Source organism: Kosakonia sp. CFBP8986, assembly GCF_034044935.1.
GTDB lineage: Bacteria > Pseudomonadota > Gammaproteobacteria > Enterobacterales > Enterobacteriaceae > Kosakonia > Kosakonia cowanii.
Genome location: NZ_JAXCXB010000004.1, coordinates 1 through 21,356 on the forward strand (window position 1 = coordinate 1; position 21,356 = coordinate 21,356).

General features: G+C 54.5%; 19 protein-coding genes. 11 read left to right on the forward strand and 8 right to left on the reverse strand.

Annotated features, from left to right (window positions below; all coding sequences use genetic code 11):
* Positions 1-202: 202 nt before the first annotated feature.
* Together SOM48_RS09705 and SOM48_RS09710 are read right to left on the reverse strand one after the other, a co-directional pair.
* Positions 203-544, reverse strand: a complete 342-nt coding sequence (locus SOM48_RS09705; RefSeq protein ID WP_128482237.1) for a nitrous oxide-stimulated promoter family protein — start codon at positions 542-544, stop codon at positions 203-205.
* 72 nt (positions 545-616) lie between these two features.
* Positions 617-1,219 (reverse strand): TetR/AcrR family transcriptional regulator, encoded by a 603-nt coding sequence (locus tag SOM48_RS09710; protein WP_042713776.1) that lies wholly within the window; start codon positions 1,217-1,219, stop codon positions 617-619.
* Positions 1,220-1,330: 111 nt separating this feature from the next.
* Between SOM48_RS09710 and SOM48_RS09715 the strand changes: the two genes are divergently transcribed.
* From SOM48_RS09715 to SOM48_RS09725, 3 genes are all read left to right on the forward strand, one after another.
* Positions 1,331-1,930 (forward strand): NAD(P)H-dependent oxidoreductase, encoded by a 600-nt coding sequence (locus SOM48_RS09715; protein ID WP_139965755.1) that lies wholly within the window; start codon positions 1,331-1,333, stop codon positions 1,928-1,930.
* A 485-nt stretch (positions 1,931-2,415) separates the two neighbouring features.
* Positions 2,416-3,261, forward strand: a complete 846-nt coding sequence (chbR, locus tag SOM48_RS09720) for a transcriptional regulator ChbR (protein ID WP_128482234.1) — start codon at positions 2,416-2,418, stop codon at positions 3,259-3,261.
* 33 nt (positions 3,262-3,294) lie between these two features.
* A complete protein-coding gene (locus SOM48_RS09725) occupies positions 3,295-4,650 on the forward strand; it encodes a 6-phospho-beta-glucosidase (protein WP_320511851.1) in 1,356 nt (451 codons plus the stop codon).
* Between the two features lie 64 nt (positions 4,651-4,714).
* Here the strand turns inward: SOM48_RS09725 and SOM48_RS09730 are convergent, their stop codons facing one another.
* The gene (locus SOM48_RS09730; protein WP_320511852.1) at positions 4,715-6,229 is read right to left on the reverse strand and encodes a carbohydrate porin; all 1,515 of its coding nucleotides are present in this window, start codon (positions 6,227-6,229) and stop codon (positions 4,715-4,717) included.
* A gap of 313 nt (positions 6,230-6,542) precedes the next feature.
* Between SOM48_RS09730 and SOM48_RS09735 the strand changes: the two genes are divergently transcribed.
* The 3 genes from SOM48_RS09735 to proP all read left to right on the forward strand — a co-directional run bounded on the left by SOM48_RS09735 (position 6,543) and on the right by proP (position 9,236).
* Positions 6,543-6,740, forward strand: coding sequence for a hypothetical protein (locus SOM48_RS09735; RefSeq protein WP_023481113.1), 198 nt, complete (start codon positions 6,543-6,545; stop codon positions 6,738-6,740).
* A 1-nt stretch (position 6,741) separates the two neighbouring features.
* Positions 6,742-7,512 (forward strand): hypothetical protein, encoded by a 771-nt coding sequence (locus SOM48_RS09740; protein WP_076769127.1) that lies wholly within the window; start codon positions 6,742-6,744, stop codon positions 7,510-7,512.
* Between the two features lie 248 nt (positions 7,513-7,760).
* Positions 7,761-9,236, forward strand: a complete 1,476-nt coding sequence (gene proP, locus SOM48_RS09745; RefSeq protein WP_054803731.1) for a glycine betaine/L-proline transporter ProP — start codon at positions 7,761-7,763, stop codon at positions 9,234-9,236.
* Here proP and SOM48_RS09750 read toward each other — a convergent pair.
* Positions 9,233-9,556 (reverse strand): hypothetical protein, encoded by a 324-nt coding sequence (locus tag SOM48_RS09750; protein ID WP_054803732.1) that lies wholly within the window; start codon positions 9,554-9,556, stop codon positions 9,233-9,235. The genes proP and SOM48_RS09750 overlap by 4 nt on opposite strands.
* Positions 9,557-9,702: 146 nt before the next feature.
* Between SOM48_RS09750 and SOM48_RS09755 the strand changes: the two genes are divergently transcribed.
* Together SOM48_RS09755 and SOM48_RS09760 are read left to right on the forward strand one after the other, a co-directional pair.
* Positions 9,703-11,037 carry a cation:proton antiporter gene (locus SOM48_RS09755; protein WP_076769128.1) on the forward strand — a complete coding sequence of 445 codons (1,335 nt, stop codon included), beginning with the start codon at positions 9,703-9,705 and terminating at the stop codon, positions 11,035-11,037.
* 62 nt (positions 11,038-11,099) lie between these two features.
* Positions 11,100-11,708 (forward strand): DUF1349 domain-containing protein, encoded by a 609-nt coding sequence (locus tag SOM48_RS09760; RefSeq protein ID WP_076769129.1) that lies wholly within the window; start codon positions 11,100-11,102, stop codon positions 11,706-11,708.
* Positions 11,709-11,750: 42 nt separating this feature from the next.
* Here the strand turns inward: SOM48_RS09760 and SOM48_RS09765 are convergent, their stop codons facing one another.
* On the reverse strand, positions 11,751-13,715 hold the full coding sequence (locus SOM48_RS09765; protein ID WP_128482229.1) for a methyl-accepting chemotaxis protein: 1,965 nt from the start codon (positions 13,713-13,715) through the stop codon (positions 11,751-11,753).
* Between the two features lie 464 nt (positions 13,716-14,179).
* Between SOM48_RS09765 and SOM48_RS09770 the strand changes: the two genes are divergently transcribed.
* The 3 genes from SOM48_RS09770 to mmuM all read left to right on the forward strand — a co-directional run bounded on the left by SOM48_RS09770 (position 14,180) and on the right by mmuM (position 17,270).
* Positions 14,180-14,818 carry a hypothetical protein gene (locus SOM48_RS09770; protein ID WP_139566993.1) on the forward strand — a complete coding sequence of 213 codons (639 nt, stop codon included), beginning with the start codon at positions 14,180-14,182 and terminating at the stop codon, positions 14,816-14,818.
* A gap of 120 nt (positions 14,819-14,938) precedes the next feature.
* Entirely contained in the window at positions 14,939-16,345 is a 1,407-nt protein-coding gene (gene mmuP, locus SOM48_RS09775; protein ID WP_128482227.1) for an S-methylmethionine permease, read from the forward strand.
* Positions 16,332-17,270 carry a homocysteine S-methyltransferase gene (gene mmuM, locus SOM48_RS09780; RefSeq protein WP_288882453.1) on the forward strand — a complete coding sequence of 313 codons (939 nt, stop codon included), beginning with the start codon at positions 16,332-16,334 and terminating at the stop codon, positions 17,268-17,270. Before mmuP ends, mmuM begins: the two co-directional genes overlap by 14 nt.
* 16 nt (positions 17,271-17,286) lie before the next feature.
* Here the strand turns inward: mmuM and SOM48_RS09785 are convergent, their stop codons facing one another.
* The 3 genes from SOM48_RS09785 to SOM48_RS09795 form a co-directional block, all read right to left on the reverse strand.
* Complete coding sequence (locus SOM48_RS09785) at positions 17,287-17,901, reverse strand: hypothetical protein (protein ID WP_320511853.1); 615 nt, start codon at positions 17,899-17,901, stop codon at positions 17,287-17,289.
* A 270-nt stretch (positions 17,902-18,171) separates the two neighbouring features.
* Positions 18,172-19,746 carry a methyl-accepting chemotaxis protein gene (locus tag SOM48_RS09790; RefSeq protein ID WP_139566997.1) on the reverse strand — a complete coding sequence of 525 codons (1,575 nt, stop codon included), beginning with the start codon at positions 19,744-19,746 and terminating at the stop codon, positions 18,172-18,174.
* Between the two features lie 598 nt (positions 19,747-20,344).
* The gene (locus SOM48_RS09795) at positions 20,345-21,250 is read right to left on the reverse strand and encodes a LysR family transcriptional regulator (protein WP_320511854.1); all 906 of its coding nucleotides are present in this window, start codon (positions 21,248-21,250) and stop codon (positions 20,345-20,347) included.
* Positions 21,251-21,356: the final 106 nt, after the last annotated feature.

Below are 21,356 nucleotides of genomic sequence, written 5' to 3' on the forward strand. Positions count from 1 at the left end.
CCGTACCGTTATAACCTGTTACCCATGTGCCCGGTTTAAAGTGTTACCCATGTGCCCGGTTCATACACGGTCCCCCCCTTGTCCCGTTCACCGCACCGGTGATTAAATCAGCCACCAGACGCCTGGTGAACGGAACTCTTCCACCAATGCCCCATGCAAGCCCCATTGCCGGATGGCGCTTGGCGCTTATCCGGCCTACAGGTTATTTGCGTCGATACTTTTCGGGCAACGCCGGTACCGGGCGCTTATCGTCGATCAAATGGCGCACCGTCAATATCGGATGCCGCCACAACATGCGTGGCCCTGCCCAGCGCATTACCTGTTTCATCTCTTCACGTTTTGCGGGCTGATAACAGTGCACCGGGCACTGCTTACAGGCCGGTTTTGCCTCGCCGAAGACGCATTTATCAAGCCGCTTCTCCGCGTAGGCATAGAGATCCGCGTAGTGCGCCGCGCTGCTCACTGCATCCGGGCAGGCGCGTTGATAGAGGGCAATCATCTTCCTGATGGTCAATTTTTCCCGCAGGATGCGTGGTCCAGACATCGTTATCACCAATAATTAAGATGCATTCATAATACAACTTAATACCTCATGATGGCACCCCGGGTGAGCGTTTTATGCACTCTCGTCACTCAACGTCGCATGCACCATGGTGATAATCACCCGCTCCAGCTCCTCTTTAGCCTGCTGTTCGCTAATCGCATCCTGCACTGCCGCCCAGGAGAGCCCTTCGGCAGCGCCGAGCATCGCCCATAACGCGGCGTCGCGCAGAGGCGCACCACAAAACGGCGCAAACAGCGTGCGGCACGTGCCGGTGAAATCCACCGCGTATTCGCGGCGGATCTTCTCCAGCTCAGGCGTCCCGGCCAGCGCCGCCAGCAGGCTAGGCATCTCACGCCCCTGGAACAGCACGCATTCGATATAGGTTTTCGCAACCACCTCTGCGCGCGGCTGTAGCTCGGGCGCGGTCTGCGCCAGCAGCGACTCCAGTTTGCGGTTCTGGCGCTGATCGTACTCACGATAGAGCGCCGCCAGCAGCCCGGAGCGGCTGGTAAAGTGGTCGTAAACCACCGGTTTGGTGACGCCCGCGCGTTCAGCTAAATAGCCGAGCGTCAGCGCTTCAGTACCCAACTCATGAATGATCTGCCATGCCACTTCAACAAGCTGTGCGTAGCGCTCTTCCCGCGAGAGCCGCTGGCGTACACGCGTATCGGCCATAATTTGCCTCCTTGACAAGCTTATATACCATTAGTAACTTACTAGTAGTAGGTTACTGATAGTATATAAGCCTACGGTGATTGATCCGTAATGGCAACCGAGGAGAAGAACATGCATGCACTGATCGTAGTCTCTCACCCGCTCGACACCTCATTAACCCATGGCCTGGCGCACGCGGTGGCAGAAGGGATCCGCGAAGAGAACGCGCAGCACAGCGTTGAGATCGCCGATCTGGCGCGGGAGGGCTTTAACCCGTCTTTCACTGCCGCCGATTACAACGCCTTTATGCAAACCGCCCCGCTGCCCGCCGATGTGCGGGCTGAACAGGCGCGGATTGAGAAAGCCGACGCGTTGATACTGGTGTTTCCAATCTACTGGTGGACGATGCCGGGGCAGTTAAAGGGGTGGATCGATCGCGTCTTTGCCAACGGCTGGGCTTACGAAGATAGCGGTACCGGCAAGGTGATCAAGAAGCTGGGGCATCTGCCGGTGCATCTGGTGGCGACAGGCGGCGCAGACACTAAAACCTTTGAAAAACATGGCTATGCGCAATCCTGGAATACGCAAATTCCGCACGGTATTTTCGATTATTGCGGCGCGCCGGTGTTAACCAACGCCACGCTGATGCAGCCCGATCTCGGTTCGCCTCAGGCTTGCCTGCAAAAAGCGCGTGAGATCGGCAAAACTATTTTTGCTGCTAACCTGGTGTAATTTTCCGCCGGAGAGGAGCCTGCGCCCTCTCCGGACTCGCCAAAAAATTACCGAATTTGTGAAGAAGAGCATAACAATCGGTCAACCAGAGATAATTGTGGCAGATTGCAGAATACCTCCCTCCGGCACGCTCCCGTATACTTGTTTTATCTCAGGAAAAAAGTACTAAACGCAAATTTACGGCTCCTGTGAAGATGTACTGACGCCCTTTTGGCAAAAATGGGAATAATTGGCGCGCGCGTTGAGGGTAGAGAAGCATATTTCTCTTTCGACATTACAGGCGAGCCTGTTTGCTTACCGTTAATGATAAGCCAGATATCCTGCCGCTTCGGTCATTATTGAAGCATTTCCAGGAGCCCTTAACGCAGATGAAGAGCGTTCGCGCCAGAAAAAAAGGCAGTGTTCATTAAGCAGGAAGCGCGCGCAGAGCGATCGCCAACGCGCTGAAATTTTGACATGTATGAGCAAGTCGTAAGGAGTGAACGATGCAGCCAACGCCAATGATCGGCACACAGGAGATCAAAACCGTCCACGAACAGCAGCTCTTTAAGGGAAAGCCTTTCCATGTGTTTATCTTCAACAAATCGGAGAGCGCCAGCGGGCTGCATCAGCATGATTATTATGAATTTACTCTTGTTCTGACCGGGCGTTACTACCAGATCATTAACGGCAAGCGCGTGCTGCTGGAGCGCGGCGACTTTGTCTTTATCCCGCTGGGTTCGCACCACCAGAGCGTCTATGAGTACGGCGCCGCGCGGATCCTTAATGTGGGGATCAGCCGCAAATTTTTCGAACAGTACTATCAATCGCTGATGCCGTTCTGCTTTGTTGCCTCGCAACCTTACCGCACGCACAGCGCATTTTTGACCTATGTTGAAACAGTGATTGCTTCGCTCAATTTTCGCGAGAACGGGCTGGATGAGTTTATCGAAACCGTCACCTTTTATGTGCTCAATCGCCTGCGCCACTACCGCGAAGAGCAGGTGCTGGAGGATATTCCCCAGTGGCTGAGAAGCACCGTTGAAGCGATGCACGACAAGCGCCAGTTCAGCGACAATGCGCTGGAGAATATGGTGCGGCTCTCCTGCAAATCGCAGGAGTATCTTACCCGCGCGACCCGGCGCTTTTATGACAAAACGCCGATGCAGATCATCAATGAGATCCGTATCGATTTTGCGAAAAAGCAGCTCGAGATGACCAACTACTCGGTGGCCGACATCGCCTGGGAGTCGGGCTACAGCAGCCCAAGCCTGTTTATCAAAACCTTCAAAAAAATGACGTCGTTTACACCCAACAGTTATCGCAAGCGGTTGACGGAAATCACGCAGTAACGCCCGCTGGCGCGACCCTCCACAGGAGAGAGCATGGATCCGAAACTGAAAGTTGTCACTATCGGCGGGGGTAGCAGCTATACGCCGGAACTTCTTGAAGGGTTTATCAAGCGCTACCACGAACTGCCGATTACGGAGTGGTGGCTCGTTGACGTCGAGGAAGGAAGAGAGAAGCAGGAGATTATTTTCCAGCTCTGCCAGCGGATGGTGGCAAAAGCGGGCATTCCGCTAAAAGTCTACCAAACGCTGGATCGCCGCGAGGCGCTGCAGGGCGCGGATTTTGTTACCACCCAGTTGCGCGTTGGCCAGTTAAAAGCGCGCGAACTGGATGAGCGCATTCCCTTAAGCCACGGCTATCTTGGTCAGGAGACCAACGGCGCAGGCGGCTTGTTCAAAGGCTTGCGCACCATTCCGGTCATTTTCGATATTCTGCGCGACGTGGAGGAGATCTGCCCGAACGCCTGGGTGATTAACTTCACTAACCCGGCGGGAATGGTGACCGAAGCGATCTGTCGCCATACCGACTTCAGGAAATTTATCGGCGTCTGCAACATTCCTGTCGGCATGAAGATGTTTGTCCGCGATGTGCTGGCGCTGGATGCGCATGATGAGATCGCGCTCGATCTTTTCGGCCTCAACCATATGGTGTTTCTCAGCGATGTGCAGGTGAACGGCGTGTCGCGCTTCGCGGAGCTGCTCGACGGCGTTGCCAGCGGAAAGTTGCAGCCATCGTCGGTGAAAAACATCTTTGACCTGCCGTTTAGCGAAGGGTTGATTCGCGCTCTCAACCTCCTCCCCTGCTCCTACCTGCTCTACTACTTCAAGCAGAAAGAGATGCTGGCGATTGAGCTTGGCGAATATTACAAAGGCGGCGCGCGGGCGCAGGTGGTGCAGCAGATCGAAAAAGAGCTGTTTGAGCTTTATAAAGATCCGACCCTCGACGTGAAACCTCAGGCGCTGGAGCAGCGCGGCGGTGCCTGGTACTCGGATGCAGCCTGCGAAGTGATTAACGCCATCTATAACGATAAGCAGACCGAGCACTATGTGAATATTCCCCATCACGGGCATATCGATAACATTCCGCCGGAGTGGGCGGTTGAGATGACCTGCCTGATTGGACGCGAAGGAGCGACGCCGCATCCGCGCGTCACCCACTTTGATGACAAGGTGCTGGGGCTGATCCACACCATCAAAGGCTTTGAGATCGCCGCCAGCCGGGCAGCGCTGAGCGGCGAGTTTAACGATGTGCTGCTGGCGCTCAATCTCAGCCCGCTGGTGCACTCCGACGGTGACGCCGAGGTGCTGGCGCGCGAGATGTTGCTGGCTCATGAGAAGTGGCTGCCGAACTTCGCCGCTACCCTTGCCCGCCTTAAGCATCAGCAAGCTTGATGCCGGGGCCGTTTGCCCGCCCGGAACAGGCTATTGCGGCGCACTTCTGCGCCGCATTGGTTACTTACCACCACACCTCAGCCTGGGCGCCAACGGTGAACTGCTCCCGCCGCTCATCGCCAAAGCGGAAGTGGCTGATGCCGTTCTCCTGCGCGCGGAGCCAGCTGGCGTAAAACCGCAGCTCCGGTCGCGAGGTCAGCAGGCTGGTGTCCACTTTCAGTGCGTGATAGAGCGTGGCTTTATACCCCTTCTCACGGTAATCCTCGCCCTGCTGGCGGTTGGTTTGTTTAAACCACGCCAGCTCGACGCCCGTCTGGTTATGCTTATCCCAGATCCACGCCGGGCGCATCACCGCCCGGTAGCTGCGAAAATCCGTATGCGCGCCGGTGTCATAGCTGTAAATATCCTGCCCGGCGGCGTAGACCAGCGCGTGCGCCAGCACGATCTGCGATGAGGGGTAGAACTCGCCCTGCGAGATGGCGCGCACGGCGTGCCCGTAGGTGTGTTCGCCATAATAGTTGTCGTGATAACCGTAGCTCGCTCCCGAGTTGGAGATAAGCGCAAAGCCGCTCGCCAGCGCGTTATCCGCCGCCTGCAGCGTGAACTCCTCAAACCCGCCCGTGCTAAAGCTCTGTCGCAGGATCGCACCCGCTAACCACGCATCTTTAATGCTGTAATAGTGCCCCGCTTTTTCACCCGCCCGGTAGGTGGCAGATTTGTTCGCCAGCGAGTAGCGGCCAAACAGCTCGAGCGTGGCGCGATCCCACAGCGGCAGCGCGTTATAGCGAAGATCGACAGTGTGGGTGTTGACCTGAATAGTGTTTTGGCTGGCAGGGTAGTTCACCGCATGGGCGTCAAGATCCTGGCGCACCAGCGCAACGTTGAGTTTGCCCGCGCCGAGCGCCCAGTTTTCCACGCCGATCCCCGCGCCGCTGTCGGTCTGGTGGCTTTTCCAGTCGAGCATCTGGATCTCATACTTTGGCAGGTTGTGTTTACCGACCCAGAGATCCGCTTCCGGCGCAAAGGGCAGGAAACCGCGCGTAGTAAGGTAAATATCGGAGAACTGCAGAAGATTTTCAGAGTGTTTGTCAAACCACGCGGAGCCGTACTGTGCGCCGACATTGCCATCTAACTGCACCACGGCATGCGCCGATTTGCCCCCCTCCTCATAAACCCGCTGCGAGAAGGTTAAATCGAACCACGATGAGTACTCATTGCCAAAACGCCCCAGCGAGCCGATGGCGTACTCTTTTGGCGAGCCGTTGTCGGCCGCACCCCAACCGGAACGCAGATAGCCGTGCCAGGCAAAACCGATATCCTCTTTAACGAACTCGCTGATCTCTTTCAGCGTAGGGTGGGATTTTTCTGCCGCAGCGGCCTGCGGCTGTGCGGTCGATTTTGCCCCGCTATCGCCGCTTGCTCTGGCCTGTTCCAGCTCCGCTTTCGCCTGCGCCAGCTCCGTCATATTGCGTTGTAATGCCATTTCCAGTTGGCTCAGTCGCTCCTCAACCGTTAATTGTTGCGCAGAGGCGTGCGCGCAGACTGCTGTAATCAGCAGTGCGAGTAATGATTTATTCATAATAACTAATCCATTTATTAATATATAAACGCGCTGAATAAAGATTCCCTTTAATTTAATTTGCGCGTCTTACCCTGAATGCGTGAAATATAAGAAAGTTAACAAATACAGAAAGATAAGATTATTGATAAATGAGGGGGTAACCCTGGTAACGGCCTCCTTAACAACTATTATTGAGCGGGTAATAGTCATTCAGGATGTTTCGATATGTCTATAAAGATAAATTCATTTTTAGATCTCTCTCGCACAGAATTTTCTCGGAAATTTCACACATTCATGAAATGGTTTCTATACTCTCTGCGGAGGTTTATTAATGAGAAAATTACTTCGTTCTTTATTCGCCAGCCCTGACAAGCTGTTACAGGTGATGAGTCACAGTGAAATCCAGGATTCGATTGAAGATGGTGAGCGCATTGTGGTCGATGCTGACGGCAACGCCTCGGTGAATATCCACTGCAAAAGGGTACAGGAAGATTTTAGAGAGCACGTTGATGCGTTGAAGAGGGCTTAGGATGGGTACAGCAATATTCATGGTTTTGATGGTTTGCGGCTACTGGTACACCTCGCACGACCTCTCGACACGCTTCAAATTCAAACGCAGCTTCGGCTGGGACGTCTACTTTCTGGTGGCGCTCTACGGCTGCGTCTTCGTCCTGCAGGGGATTATCGCCACCGCGGTAATCTGGCTCTGCCTGCTCGCCAGTTCGGCGGTGATGAACTCTTTTCCCGCCACGTTTGGCGCGGAAGAGCACCACCTGCATATGACGTTTATGAACTGGACCTTCCTCGGCATCCAGGCGCCGGTGGTGATTATGCTCGCCTTTGCGGTGCTGTTTTGCCTGTGGCATTCAAACTGGTCCAGCAGCGCGCGCCTCGATATCCCCGGCCGCCGCGAGTTGTATAAACACCTCTCGCGCGCCAACGGCATTGAGGGGCTGATCTACCAGTGCATGGAGCGCGGCGATCTGGCGTGGATCACTCTGAAATCGCAGCGTATCTACATCGGCATGATCCATACCGCCACCTTTGATGTCGGCGATGCTAACAACATTGTGCTCATCCCGATGCTGAGCGGCTACCGCAACCATGAGACGCTGGATCTGCGCGTCGAGCATAACTACAGCGCCTGGTACGATGAACATGATATCGATCTCGCCTCGGAGCCAATGTCGGCGCTCGATTTCCGCAAGGTGCTGCTGCTGTCGCAGGTGGAGAGTTTGTCGCTGTTCCATCCCTCACAGGTGATGGCGATGGGCATCAACAAACTGCGGTCCCCGAAGTGAATACAAGCTAAGGGATTAGCTTGTTCCGCTACTTTTAGTCACGGCGCGTTAATATTCAGCTTTTCAGTATAAAAGTAGCGAATTTCGCCAAAAATTTGCCTCATCCATAAATTTTAATTATGGTGTGCCCCTGCCGAAAACGTCGGCAATCTGCTTTTTCTTGCATCTTATAGCTTTCATTTCCCTCCATTTGAGCACTACGGCTGCGAAAGCTATAAGGTCGCACCACCAGCACTCATGGGGAGTTTATGAGCAACGGAACGACTTTACCGCACCACACGAATTCGGCCGCAACGGCCAGTGAACTGACCGTCGAAGACATCACGGTCATCGATAATAAGCTGCTGAAACGCGCTGTTGGCGCTGCCGCGTTGGGTAACACGATGGAGTGGTTCGACTTCGGCGTGTACAGCTATCTGGCGGTGATTATCGGTCAGGTATTTTTTCCCGGTGCCAGCAGTACCGCACAGCTGATTGCCTCTTTCGGCACCTTCGCCGCCGCCTTCCTGGTTCGTCCGATTGGCGGCATGGTCTTCGGCCCGCTCGGCGACCGTTTTGGCCGCCAGAAGATCCTCGCCCTGACGATGATCATGATGTCGATTGGTACTTTCTGTATCGGGCTTATCCCCGATTACGACAGCATCGGCATTGCCGCACCGATCCTGCTGCTGGTAGCGCGCCTGGTTCAGGGCTTCTCGACCGGCGGTGAGTATGGCGGTGCAGCCACCTTTATCGCCGAGTACTCCACCGATAAGCGCCGTGGCTTTATGGGCAGCTTCCTCGAGTTCGGCACGCTTGGCGGCTATCTGATGGGTGCCAGCCTGGTGACCATTATGATTGCCGTGCTGCCAACCGAGGCGATGCACAGCTGGGGCTGGCGTATTCCCTTCTTCCTCGCCGCACCGCTCGGCCTGTTTGGCCTCTATATCCGCCTGAAGCTGGAGGAGACCCCGGCCTTTAAAGAGCATATGGATAAGCAGGATGCGCTGGAGCACAGCAAACCGACACTCTCTCTGTTGCAGATGCTGCACAAATACCGCAAACAGATGCTGCAGTGTATTGGTCTGGTGCTGGTGTTTAACGTCTCGAACTACATGCTCACTTCTTATATGCCGAGCTACCTGACCAGCGTGCTGGGCATGAGCGAGCTGACCGGCCTGCTGCTGGTGATGATGATCATGTTCGTGATGATGCCGCTGACGCTGGCCTGGGGGCACTGGACTGACCGTCTGGGCCGCCGCCCGGTGATCGCCTTCGGCGCACTGGGGCTGGTGCTGCTGGCGATCCCGAGCTTTATGCTGATTGGCTCCGGCAATATGTGGGCGGTCTTCGGCGGGCTGGTGATTCTGGGCGTGCTGCACACCTGCTTTAGCGGCACCATGCCAGCCACGCTGCCAGCGCTGTTTATCACCGATATCCGCTACAGCGCGCTGGCGATTGGCTTTAACCTCTCGGTTTCGCTGTTTGGTGGCACAACGCCGCTGGTCACCGCATGGCTGGTTGATACCACCCACAATGTGATGATGCCCGCTTACTACATGATGGGCGCCGGGCTGATTGGTGCGCTGACCGTGCTGACGCTGCGCGAAACGGCGCGTAAACCGCTGAGCGGCTCGTCGCCTGCGGTTGCCACCCGCGCAGAAGCGCACAAGCTGATTGATAAGTTACGCAAGCAGCGCGCAGCGAAACGCTTAAAAACGCAGGCGGCGCATGAGCACGGCTAAACCCAGTCTTCAATAGCGCTGTCCAGAGGCCGGAGCGGTGGCGCGATCCGGCCTATCTCCTCTTCAATATTGAACTCCGTCAGATCTTCGGCGGTTGCCAGCAGATAGGTGTGCCCTTCGGGCGATAGCCACTCGGTAATGAAGTACTGCTCTTTACGCGATAGCTCCACCTTCTTCTGCCCGCTTCGGTCATAGAACTGCCCGAAGCGCTCATCATGCTTCGAGAGATTCAGCCCCATCGCCGGGTAGACGCCGCGCCAGACCTCGCCGTGATGTTTGCCGCCCAGCACAAGATACTCCTGCATGATCTTCTTGCTCATTTGACACCCCCGTTACGCCGTTTTTTTTAAGCGTAGCTAATGCTCAGCCCTTGCACTATTCGCGCCGTCTGGCCTGGTGCAGACCTTTTTCAGCAACTATACCTTTTGGGGTGCAATGTTCAGGTTGCGGCCTGATGTGGAGGAGTATGAGTTATTTGATGTGGATGGCCGCAACCGGCGGCCTGTTACTGTTGATGTCGTTATCCTACGGCTGGATAAGCCGCGTGCCGATCCCGGTGTTTGGTCTCTATCTGGTGGTTGGCATTATCTGTGGCCCGTGGGAGATGGGCGTTCTTAATATTGATGTGGCGGCCCATGCGGATCTCACCGCCCGCATTACCGAAATCGCGATGGCGGCCTCGCTGTTTATTACCGGCCTGAAAATACGCCTGCCGCTCACCTCTCCCTACTGGAAGATGGGCATTAAGCTGGCGCTGCCCGCTATGCTGCTGACCATCGGCGGGATTATGGTTGCCGCCCACTATCTGCTCGATCTCGCCTGGCCGCTTTCACTGGCGCTTGGGGCGATCCTTGCCCCTACCGATCCGGTGCTGGCAAGCCTGGTGGCGATCAACGACGCGCGCGATGATGACCAGTTGCGCATTGCGCTCTCCAGCGAGGCGGGGCTTAACGACGGCACCGCGCTGCCCTTCCTGATGCTGGCGCTGGTCTGGTACAAAGCCGATGGCGTGCCATCGGGCGAAGAGCTGCTGCACTGGCTGAGCATCGATCTGCTGTGGGCGCTGGTCGGCGGCTTACTCATCGGCTACGGTATGGGCCGACTGATAGGGATTATCGCCACCCGTTCGCGCCATAAACAGGGCGAAGTGGCACCGAGCGACTTTATCGCCCTGGCGCTGATCTGCCTGAGCTTTGCGCTGGCCCAGTCACTGAGCGCCTCCGGCTTCCTCGCCGCCTTTGCGGCCGGTATCGGCCTGCGCAGCGCCGAAGTGAGCGTGCAGAAGCGCCACGGCGATCCTGAAGATGAGGAGGATGTGCCGGCAGAGATGCAGGTTAACCCGCACCTGCGTCATGCGCTGGAGGAGCAGAACCCGATTAAATCCGTCGGGCTGGTGATTGGCGATGCCCTCTCATTTGGCGATACCGTTGAGCGATTACTGGCGGCACTGCTGGTGATTGTCCTTGGCGTCACCCTCTCGCATCACTGGGATGCGCACGCGCTCGGGCTGGCCTTTGTGCTGTTCCTGGTGATCCGCCCGCTGTCGGTGTTTATTGTCACGCTGCGCTCCGGCACGACCTGGTTTCACCGCGCGAGCCTCGGCTGGCTGGGCATTCGCGGCATCGGCAGTCTCAACTATATTGCCTTTGCCTATGTCCACGGTTTGCAGGGCGCGGATGCCGATATTGTCGCCCATATTGCCATCACCATTGTGACGCTGAGCGTGCTGCTGCACGGCATTTCGGTGACGCCGCTGTTAACGGTGCGCAGTAAAAAACTGGCGCGCAAAGCGAAACGTTAACCACCGCCCGGCAATCACTGCAAAAGCGTGGCAGAGTGGCCGCGGTTTTCCTGTAAACATTGATGAGGTTGCCTGTGACACCGATTGAGAGCTTCACGTCAGAAGAGGGTTTGTGGATCAATAAACCGGCCCACGTTACGCAGACCGAAGAGCAGTTACTGATGCGCACCGGGGCGAATACCGATTTTTGGGTTAAGACCTGGTACGGCTTTGAACGCCACTCCGGCCATGCCTTTGGTTTTATGCTGGAGGGGGAGTTTACCCTTGAAGTGAAGATCGCCGCGGCGTTTGAACAGCTCTATGATCAAGCGGGCATATTTATTGAGGCGTCGGAGACGCAGTGGGTGAAAAGCGGCATTGAGTATAACGATGGCGCGCCCGCCATTGGCTGTGTGGTCACGCAGGGGCTATCTGACTGGTCGACCGGCGTCTTCCCCGGCGATGCGCGTGAGTTCTGGATGCGCGCGACCCTTGAGAAGCAGGCATTACGCCTGCAATACTCCACCGACGGTAAAACGTGGCCGCTGCTGCGGCTCTTCCCGTGGCAGGACAGCGGCCAGCGCTTTGTTGGTGTGATGTGCTGCTCGCCGGAAAGAGAGGGGCTGGATGTGCGCTTCGAACAGTTGCGCATCACCCGCCCGCTCGGCAAAACACTGCATGATTTAAGCTGACCCCAGACGGCCTGCGCCGCCAGAGGTCTGCAACTCAACGCCTTAACGACCCGTCGAGAGGGTTTGCAGCACTTTCAGCTGGGCAACCGCTTCCTGCATCGCATCCATCCCGGCGGTCAGGGTGCGCAGGTTGCTCAGTTGCTTAGCAATGTTTTCCCGCTCCTGGCGCGTCTGCTGGCTCATCTCAGCGATGGCGTTAGCGGCAAGAATGCTGCGCTCCGCCATATCGGTTGCGGTCTCCACCGTATTGCTGGCCACTTCACGGATATGGGAGATGGTGTTGACCGCGTCGCTGATATTGCTCGCCGTCGCTTCCGCCTGCTCTTTTGAGGAGTGCGCCAGGCGGCGAACTTCCCCTGCTACTACCGCAAAACCGCGCCCCGCATCGCCCGCGCGCGCCGCTTCTACCGCCGCGTTGAGCGCAAGAATATTGGTCTGGAAGGCGATGTTGCTGATGCCGTGGGTGATCACACCGATGCCGTTGGAGATCTGCTCCAGCGAATCCAGCCCTTCGCCAAGACGCCCCTGCGCCCGCTGGCTCTCGGTGGCGATATCGCTAATGCCACGAATGCTGCTTTCCGCCATTACCAGCGCTTCGCTCTGGCTCTGGGTCGCGGCTTCCAGCGCCGGCAACGCCTGCACAATCGGCGCCAGCTCCTGCTGATAACTCACCACGCGATCCAGCACACGAGTCTGAATGCTGTTCAGCGCTTCCCAGCGGCGCAGCGCGCGCTGGGCGTAGTGCGCGGCATACCCGGCGTACTCTACCGGGAATTGCGTCATCGCTTTCACATCATGGTTAAAGAAGACCAGCGCGGAGAGAGTCTGGTTAATCGGCACGCCGAGAATCTCGCCAAAGCTGGAGAAGCCCGCCGCCGGAATGCCTTTAAAGAAGTGGGCATCGTGCAGCTGATCACTGTTGCCCATACGCCGCAAAATACAGTCATTCATCATGATGGCGGCAGGCTTGCCTTTGCCGGCGATAAAGGTTTGCCAGTCACGCAGCGTCGCCTGTTTAAAGTCGGTCTCCTGCATCAGGAACAGCCGATCGCCAAACTCCAGATCGCAGAAGAAGTGCACCATGCCGTGCTCGATTTTTGCCACCGAGCGGATGAAGTACTCGTCACCCACTTTCACGCCGAAGGTTAGCCCCTTCAGGCGCTCGCTCAGCTGCGACTCTTTGCATTTCAGATGGTCGGCCAGCGCCTCGGTAAAGGCTTTCTGCTGCCCCTGGCGGTCAAAGACTGAAGTTACCGTGCGGGCAATCGGGTCGGCATCGGCAATCAACCAACTCTGATCCAGCGGGGTGAAGTTCTGGCTCTTGAAGGGCGAGAAGGATTTGCCTTCTGCCATGCGACAGAAAACGACCACCGCTTTGCCTTGTAAGACGCGATCACCGACGCCAATCCACGTGCCGTCAAAGGTCGCGCGTCCGCCTGCGGAGCCGCCAATCGCCAGGCAAGGAAAGAGGCCGCTGTTATACCAGGCCTGCATGAAGAAACCTTCTGAGGCGGAGAGCCCGTCGCAGTAGATCATTGCGAAGGTACGCTCAGCAGAGAGCGCCATGCGCGGTTTAATGGTGTTTAATTCGCGCTGAATGGCGCTAATACGCTGCGCGGCAGTCTGGGTGTCGTGCAGATGGAGATCGACAATATGCGTCTCGTGCTCGGCGATAAGGCTGTCCGGCAGCAGCAGGAAACTCCCCTCCTGCCCGTCGCCCGCGCAGTAGGTTGTCTGGCGGCCGCTGGCGCTCAGCGCACCATAAGAAGAGAGGGTAATCACCGTCAGATCGGCAGAAGTGAAACGCTGCCACGCCTGGCTAACGCGGTGAAAATCCGCTTCGGGTGGAACGAAGGTCAATAAAATGCCGGATGAGCGCGCGCTAAGACCCGCAGCCGAAAGTGAGGTCGGTAAATCCCGGCAGTCGAAAATGCCGTTGGCAGGCTGAGCGCCACCCGCCAGACGGGAACCCAACAAACCGCGATACAGTGATCTTACGAAAGCCATAGTACTGTTTTCCTTAAAATAAAAAATTGCGCCTGAAAATGCGCTTGCAGAGATTGTTAAAGGAGGGCTAAAAGCAGATCCGTTCGCGATCAGAACTCGTTAAAAAAGATAATTGCGCCCCTGCATGATTGAGGGTGACGCAAAGACGTTATCGTCAATTTGCGCTAAAGCTTCACTAATCGCTGCAATAGATAAAAGTATTCCGCACAAAACAGGTTACGAGTGAAGCAGATAGCGTTTAACTATTTTTTGCGGCGCTGTTTTTTAATACTTTTTTAAGTGCACGGGTTATTCCCGGACGGCCAGAAATATAACCCTCCTTTATTATGTGCCTTTCAAATCCTAATAAGATGATGCGCAAACCACCCATTTCCGGTGGGTTTTCGCCGCAGCGTTTTAATTCCCCCCACAAAGCGGATAGCATGGGCGCCACACTTTTTTTGTCACTATTATAGGGATCGTTCGTGCATTACGATTACAACGGTAACAGCCATCTCAGCGAGTTTGAGCGCGATGAAGCCAACCGAAGAATAGCCGCGCAAAACCCATATGGCGCAGCGTCAGGTCCGGCGGCGGTAAGTATAGTCATGATTGCACTCATTGCTGTTTTTTCGCTATTTGCCCTGCTTTTCTTTGCTACTAAAGCTTTTCTTACGCGCGGTGCGCCGAAATTATGGCCAGGTTCTTTTGCACGGGCGCTGAAATTATTTCTGCTGTATGAGGTAATTCTTTACGCTTTCGATTTTGCGAGCACTTACTGGTATTTTTTTATTCAATCTGTAGCGGCACAACTCTCCGTTCCGCATCTCCTTTCGTGGTTTACCTCCGCCGAATTCTGGCTCTATCAGGTAATACATACACAATTGCTCTACACCATTAATATGGATGAGCTGGCAATACACTATTTAACCCGGCTCTGTCTGAATACGCTGTCGATCGTTGTGTGGTTATTAGTGGCCAAAACGCTGGCCACCTATCTTCCCCATCTGACGTGGTTCCGCTTTAGGGATGCCACCGGCCAGCGCATCGACTGGCTACGGGTGATAAAAGTCCATCTGCTGACATCACTGCTTTTTTGGAGCGTGGTGTTCTTCTTTAACTAACCCCGGCCAGAGAGTGCGCAGTTAAGCGCCCCTGCCCGCTGCGAGGCTGGCTTTTTGTTAACAATCACGTTATAAACCCTGAACGCAGATGTTTAGACGTCCATACGTTTAGAGGGTTGTATGCAAAATCAGCAGGATCAGGCGCAGGGGCAGCTTAAGCGCACCATGAAGACCCGCCACTTAATTATGCTGTCGCTGGGCGGCGTGATTGGCACCGGATTGTTCTTTAATACCGGCTATATCATCTCTACCACTGGCGCGGCCGGCACGCTGCTGGCTTATTTGATTGGCGCGCTGGTGGTCTGGCTGGTGATGCAGTGCCTCGGCGAACTCTCCGTGGCAATGCCGGTGACCGGCGCGTTTCATGTCTATGCCGCGCGCTACCTTGGCCCGGCAACCGGTTATACCGTGGCCTGGCTCTACTGGCTCACCTGGACCGTAGCACTGGGATCAAGCTTTACCGCCGCCGGGTTCTGCATGCAGTACTGGTTCCCGCATGTTCCGGTCTGGATATGGTGCGTCATCTTCTGCGTGGCGATTTTCGCCCTTAACGTGGTCTCAACGCGCTTTTTCGCCGAGGGCGAGTTCTGGTTCTCGCTGGTGAAAGTGATCACCATCATTGCCTTTATTCTGCTTGGCGGCGCGGCGATCTTTGGCTTTATCCCGATGCAGGATGGCTCCCCCGCGCCAGGGCTTGCCAATATCACCGCCGAAGGGTGGTTCCCCCACGGCGGCCTGCCGATTTTAATGACCATGGTAGCGGTGAACTTTGCCTTCTCCGGTACCGAGCTGATTGGCATTGCCGCAGGCGAAACGCAGAACCCGCAGCAGGTGATCCCGGTTGCCATTCGCGCCACTATCGTGCGCTTGATTCTCTTTTTTATCGGCACCGTGTTTGTGCTGGCGGCACTGATCCCGATGCAGCAGGCGGGCGTAGAGAAGAGCCCCTTCGTGGTGGTGTTTGAGAAGATTGGCATTCCTTATGCTGCCGATATTTTTAACTTTGTCATCCTGACAGCGATCCTCTCGGCGGCTAACTCGGGGCTGTATGCTTCCGGACGCATGCTGTGGTCGCTCTCCAATGAGAAGACGCTGCCGCGCTGCTTTATGCGCGTGACGAAAAACGGCGTGCCGCTGACGGCGCTCTCCGTCTCTATGCTGGGTGGAGTGCTGGCGCTGCTTTCAAGCGTTATCGCGCCGGATACGGTGTTTGTCGCGCTGTCGGCGATTTCCGGTTTCGCCGTGGTTGCCGTGTGGCTCAGCATCTGCGCGGCGCACTTCGTCTTTCGCCGCCGCCATTTGCAGTCCGGCAAGTCGCTTGCGGATCTGCACTACCACGCGCCGTGGTATCCGCTGGTGCCGATCGCCGGTTTCCTGCTCTGCCTGCTGGCGTGTGTCGGCCTGGCGTTCGATCCCGATCAGCGCATTGCGCTCTACTGCGGGCTGCCGTTTGTGGCCCTGTGCTATGGTGCTTACTGGCTGACCCATCATGAAAAAGCGAAGGAGAGTGAACATGTCGCGCCCTAACCCCCTGAACGCGCTGCTGGAGAAGCAGCCCTTTATTGTGCTCGACGGCGCGATGGCAACGGAGCTTGAAGCGCGCGGCTGTAACCTTGCCGATAACCTCTGGTCTGCGAAAGTGCTGATGGAAGCGCCGGAACTGATCCGCGATGTACATCTCGACTATTTCCGCGCCGGGGCGCAGGTCGCGATTACCGCCAGCTACCAGGCAACGCCGCTCGGCTTTGCCGCACGCGGCCTGGATGAGGCGCAGTCGCGGGCACTGATTAGCAAAAGCGTTGAGCTGGCGCAGGCGGCACGTGATGCCGCGCTGGCAGAGAACCCGCAGGCCGGGCCGCTGCTGGTAGCGGGGTCCGTTGGGCCCTATGGCGCGTATCTGGCGGATGGGTCGGAGTATCGCGGCGATTATCAGCGCACCGCTGACGAGTTTACGGATTTTCATCGCCCGCGCATTGAGGCGCTGTTAGCGGCGGGTGCCGATCTGCTGGCCTGCGAAACGCTCCCCTCCTTTGCCGAGATAAAAGCCCTCGCCGCGCTGTTGCAGGCGTGGCCGGACGCGCGGGCATGGTTCTCGTTTACCCTGCGCGACGCGCACCATTTAAGCGACGGCACCCCGCTCGCAGAGGTGGTGAAAGTGGTGGAAGCGACGCCGCAGATTGTGGCACTGGGCATTAATTGCATCGCGCTTGCTAATACCAATGACGCGCTGGAGCATCTGCACAGCCTGAGCGCGCTGCCGCTGGTGGTCTACCCTAACTCGGGCGAAACCTACAATGCGGTAAGCAAAAGCTGGCACGCACACGGAGCAGCCTGCGACACGCTGGCCGGGCATCTGCCCGCGTGGCTGGCCTCTGGCGCAAAGCTGATTGGCGGCTGCTGTCGCACCACGCCTGAGGATATCGCCGCCCTGCACCGCGGCTGCACAAAATAGTTATTCGCTGCGGCGGCTAGCGTGAACGCCAGCGTTGATGTCCCCAGCTCAGCGCGCCGTTAACCATAATCCTGCCGCCGCAGGCCGGATAACCCGGCGGGTCGACCGAGACGTTGCGCATTGAAGGGAAGATATTGAAGCGCTGGAATATGGCCGCCAGCCGTTGATGCTGCGGATTAAGCTCCGGCAGCGAAAACCACACCAGTTCGCCAAGGGAGCGCTCAAGCCACTCCTCAACCTCCCCCTCTTCGCTGGCGGGGTTGCTCAGCGCCGGGCTTTGCGCCATCGCCTGGAGCTGTGCATAGTGGCGGATACGCCAGCCGCAAAACTCCAGCGTTTCACCAGCGTAATAGAGCTCGTCGACATATTCGCTCTCGTCGCGGCTTAAGGTCTCCGCTTGCGCCTCGGTCAGGCTATCCAACAGGAAGCGCGCGGCAAGCGTCGGCAAGTGATGCACCACCAGACCCGGATGCTCGCCACTGCCGCCACCCAGCACCAGGTTTTGCGGCGAGGCGTTGAAGTCATACACTCCCCAGCCGCCGTCGCCTTCGATAGCTTCCAGCGGGTGGTAGATCGGCAGGTAGCCAAGGGTGCCAATTATTTCGTGGTCAAAGCCATCGATGTAGCTCATAGAGATCCTTGTGCAGTTGCAGGTATGCGTGAACATTACGTTTATCAGGGTTTATATACACCTGGGTTATGGCGGGCAAGCAGAACGGGCGACAAAGTAAGGGGAAGAGCAGGCAAAAAAAAGCCGTTCCTTGGGGAGGGAACGGCAAATACACATCACGGTCAAAGTGAGACCATACATCATTCAGTTTCTATAAGTTTTACAGAGTAACTATTAAATGTTTTTAAGTGTAAGAGAGTGAAACTCGCTAGCGTCACGATCGCCGCTGACTCAACTGACCGTGCGCTCCAGTTTGAAAACGCTGACCAGATCTTTCATCACTCGCGCCTGCTCGTTGAGCATCTCTGAGGCAGCAACGGACTCTTCAACCAGCGAGGCGTTTTGCTGAGTGGTGGTATCAATCTGCCCGATAGCAATGTTGATTTGCTGAACGCCGTCGCTCTGCTCGAGGCTTGCGCGCTCAATCTCTTTTAAGATTTCCGAAACGTTATCAACGTTCAGCACCATTTCATCCATCTTACCGTTCACCTGACGCACCATTTCCAGCCCGCGGTTACTCTGCTGCGTCGAGTTCTCTATCAGCGTGCGGATATCTTTTGATGAGTTCGCCGTTTTCTGCGCGAGGTTACGCACTTCCTGCGCCACGACGGCGAATCCTTTGCCATGTTCGCCAGCGCGTGCCGCTTCGACAGCGGCATTAAGCGCGAGGATATTGGTCTGGAAGGCAATCGAGTCAATCAGGTTGATGATGTCTGACATCTTATCGGCTGAACTGCTGATGTTATGGATCTCCTCGGTGAGCGAGGTCATCAGCCTGCCATTATCTTTAGCGGCATGGCTTGCCCTTTCGGAGAGCTGCGCGGCGTTAGCCGTATTGTCGCCCGTGTTTTTAACCGTCGATGAAATCTGCTCCATCGATGCCGCCGTCTGCTCAACCGAACTGGCCTGCTCTTCAGTACGCGCCGAGAGATCGCGCGTACCGGCCATGATCTGCGAAGCGCCGGTGGCGATGTTTTCCGCACCTGAGCGGATCTCCGCAACGATCTTTTTCAGTTCCTCCTGCATATTGATAATGGCGCTGGTTAACAGCCCGGTCTCATCTTTAGAAATGACAGTGATCTCATGGCCGAGATCGCCCCTGGCGATACGCTGAGCGGCATCCACAACCTGGCGAATCGGGTTAACAATACTTTTTGCCATCACCACTGCGGTGGTTACGCCAAAGGCAAGGCTAATAAGCGAGATGATTAACATGATGAGTTTACTTTGGCTGTAGTCAGCCAGGAAATCGTCATAGGAACCCTGCATCTCATTGCGTTGCAGCTTAATAAACTCGCTAATTTTGCTGATGTACTGCGTCGTGTAATCGCGCGTTCTGGCATTGTACTCATCAATGGCCGCATCAGGATTTGATTCAATGATCTCAATCACTTTGCTACGCGACTGAATATACGTGGCACGAGCCTGCTTAATTTGCTCAAGCATCAATTGTGATTGTTCATCATCCGCTGCTTTGCTCAGCTCGGTATATAATGCGCTTATTTTATGAGACTGATCCGTAAGCTCATTAACCATGTTTCTTTTATTTGCTGGATCTTTTTCAAGCAGCGCGTTAAGCAGTAAAGCACTGGTGTTATTAACCTGGCGTATCAGATCGTTTGCCAGCGCGGTTGTCGGGTAGACCTCCGTAACAATCTCAGTGATATTCCCTTTTGCTTCACTGAGACGATAAAGCGCATTACCGGAAATTAAAGCAAGTAATAACAATAATACGCCAAAAGAGATCATGATTTTATTTCTGATACTCATGCCCGTTGTTTTGACTGCGTGCGAATCATTTCTCATATTATTCCCTTAGTAAGTTTACGGATATACCATTCGAATGAAGGAACGACACAGGTTATATCGGCTTACAGGGAAGAGAGTTTATAAATTGATCGTTAAAAACTGTCCAAACCCGCCATTCAATAGGCATTATCTATGGATAATTTAATATTGAAACACTATTCCTAACTATAAGTCTGCTTCTTCATTTTTTTTAACGTTAATAGGCGGCGTTAGTTAAAATTGGTGACGGAGAGAAGACTTTCGTTTGCAAAAAATTCGTAAGTCACTGAAAATAAACAGCCAAAATCACATAATAAAAACAATGTAAAGCGTTAACTTATTTACTTCCGACCCGAAATGATAAAAGCGTAAATAATTTATTACGCATTTCATATTTTATAACTAAATTTTTTATACATTGTCACAATAGAAAACGCCTTTAATCAGCCGTTAATCAATAAATTATTTCATAACGATCATTAATATTGAATTGCATCACGCAGAATGGCACAACTGAAAATGAGAGGGCGCAGAATAATGCGGTCTTATTCCCGAGATCCCTTACTCCTTAAAAATCAGGATTGCAAAACAGAAACTTTAATAGCTTTTACATAACCTATGAATTTTCATTAAGAAAAGAAACATCCATATCTGACGCGACCCGTAAAAATGAATTCACCACGGGGTTGGATTCATTTTTTCTATAAAACAGTTCCATTGTCATTCGATCCGGAAAATCAATTATTTCACGGTATGTCATCCCGGCGATTTTGATATTGACTAATGTACATGGCAATAATGCCAGACCATATCCTGCAGCAGTTAACGTCAGAGTGGCTATTGTGTTTTTAGCCTGATGTGAGATTACAGGAGTCGCACCCAGCAATCGTTGTAAAATACTAATTTGTACACTATCGTTTCTTTCGTCGCTATATACGACAAATGCCTGATCTTTTAGCTGCTCACGTGAAATATATTTATTCGCCGCCAAAGGATGGTCTTTTCTCATCCCTACTACCCAGTGCCATGACATAAGCTTTTGTGCAACCAAATGCTCAGACAAATTATTATTAAAATCTGTCGCGAATGATATATCAAGTTCTTCATTTAGAATGGCTTCACAAATTTCCCATGGGGACATTTCTTCTAAATAAACTTCTACATCAGGATAATGTAAGCGGTATTGAAATAGATAATGCGACAACATGCCGCTAAGTGCTGCATTACCAACGTAGCCAATCCGGATCACGCCGATCAATCCTTTCCCTGCCCTTTGTGCCAGTTCTACAGCAGAGTCAGCCTGCCTTAGCGTTTTTATGGCTTCATGGTAAAACAATTCACCAGCTTTCGTTAAAGAGAGCCGCCGGCTGTTCCTGATTAATAAAGTGGTACCAATAAGTTCTTCAAGCGCCTGTATTTGTTTGGTTAATGCAGGCTGTACAATATGCAATCTCTCAGCCGCTTTACCAAAGTGTTTCTCTTCGACCAGCGCAACGTAATAGCGTAAGTGACGGAGTTCCATGCCTTTTCTCCACATATCAAACGATTACTTAAAGTTATCGTTTGATAATATCAATCTATTTGAGTGATTAAAATGTCACTCTTAATCTATTTTCGGCACGCACTCT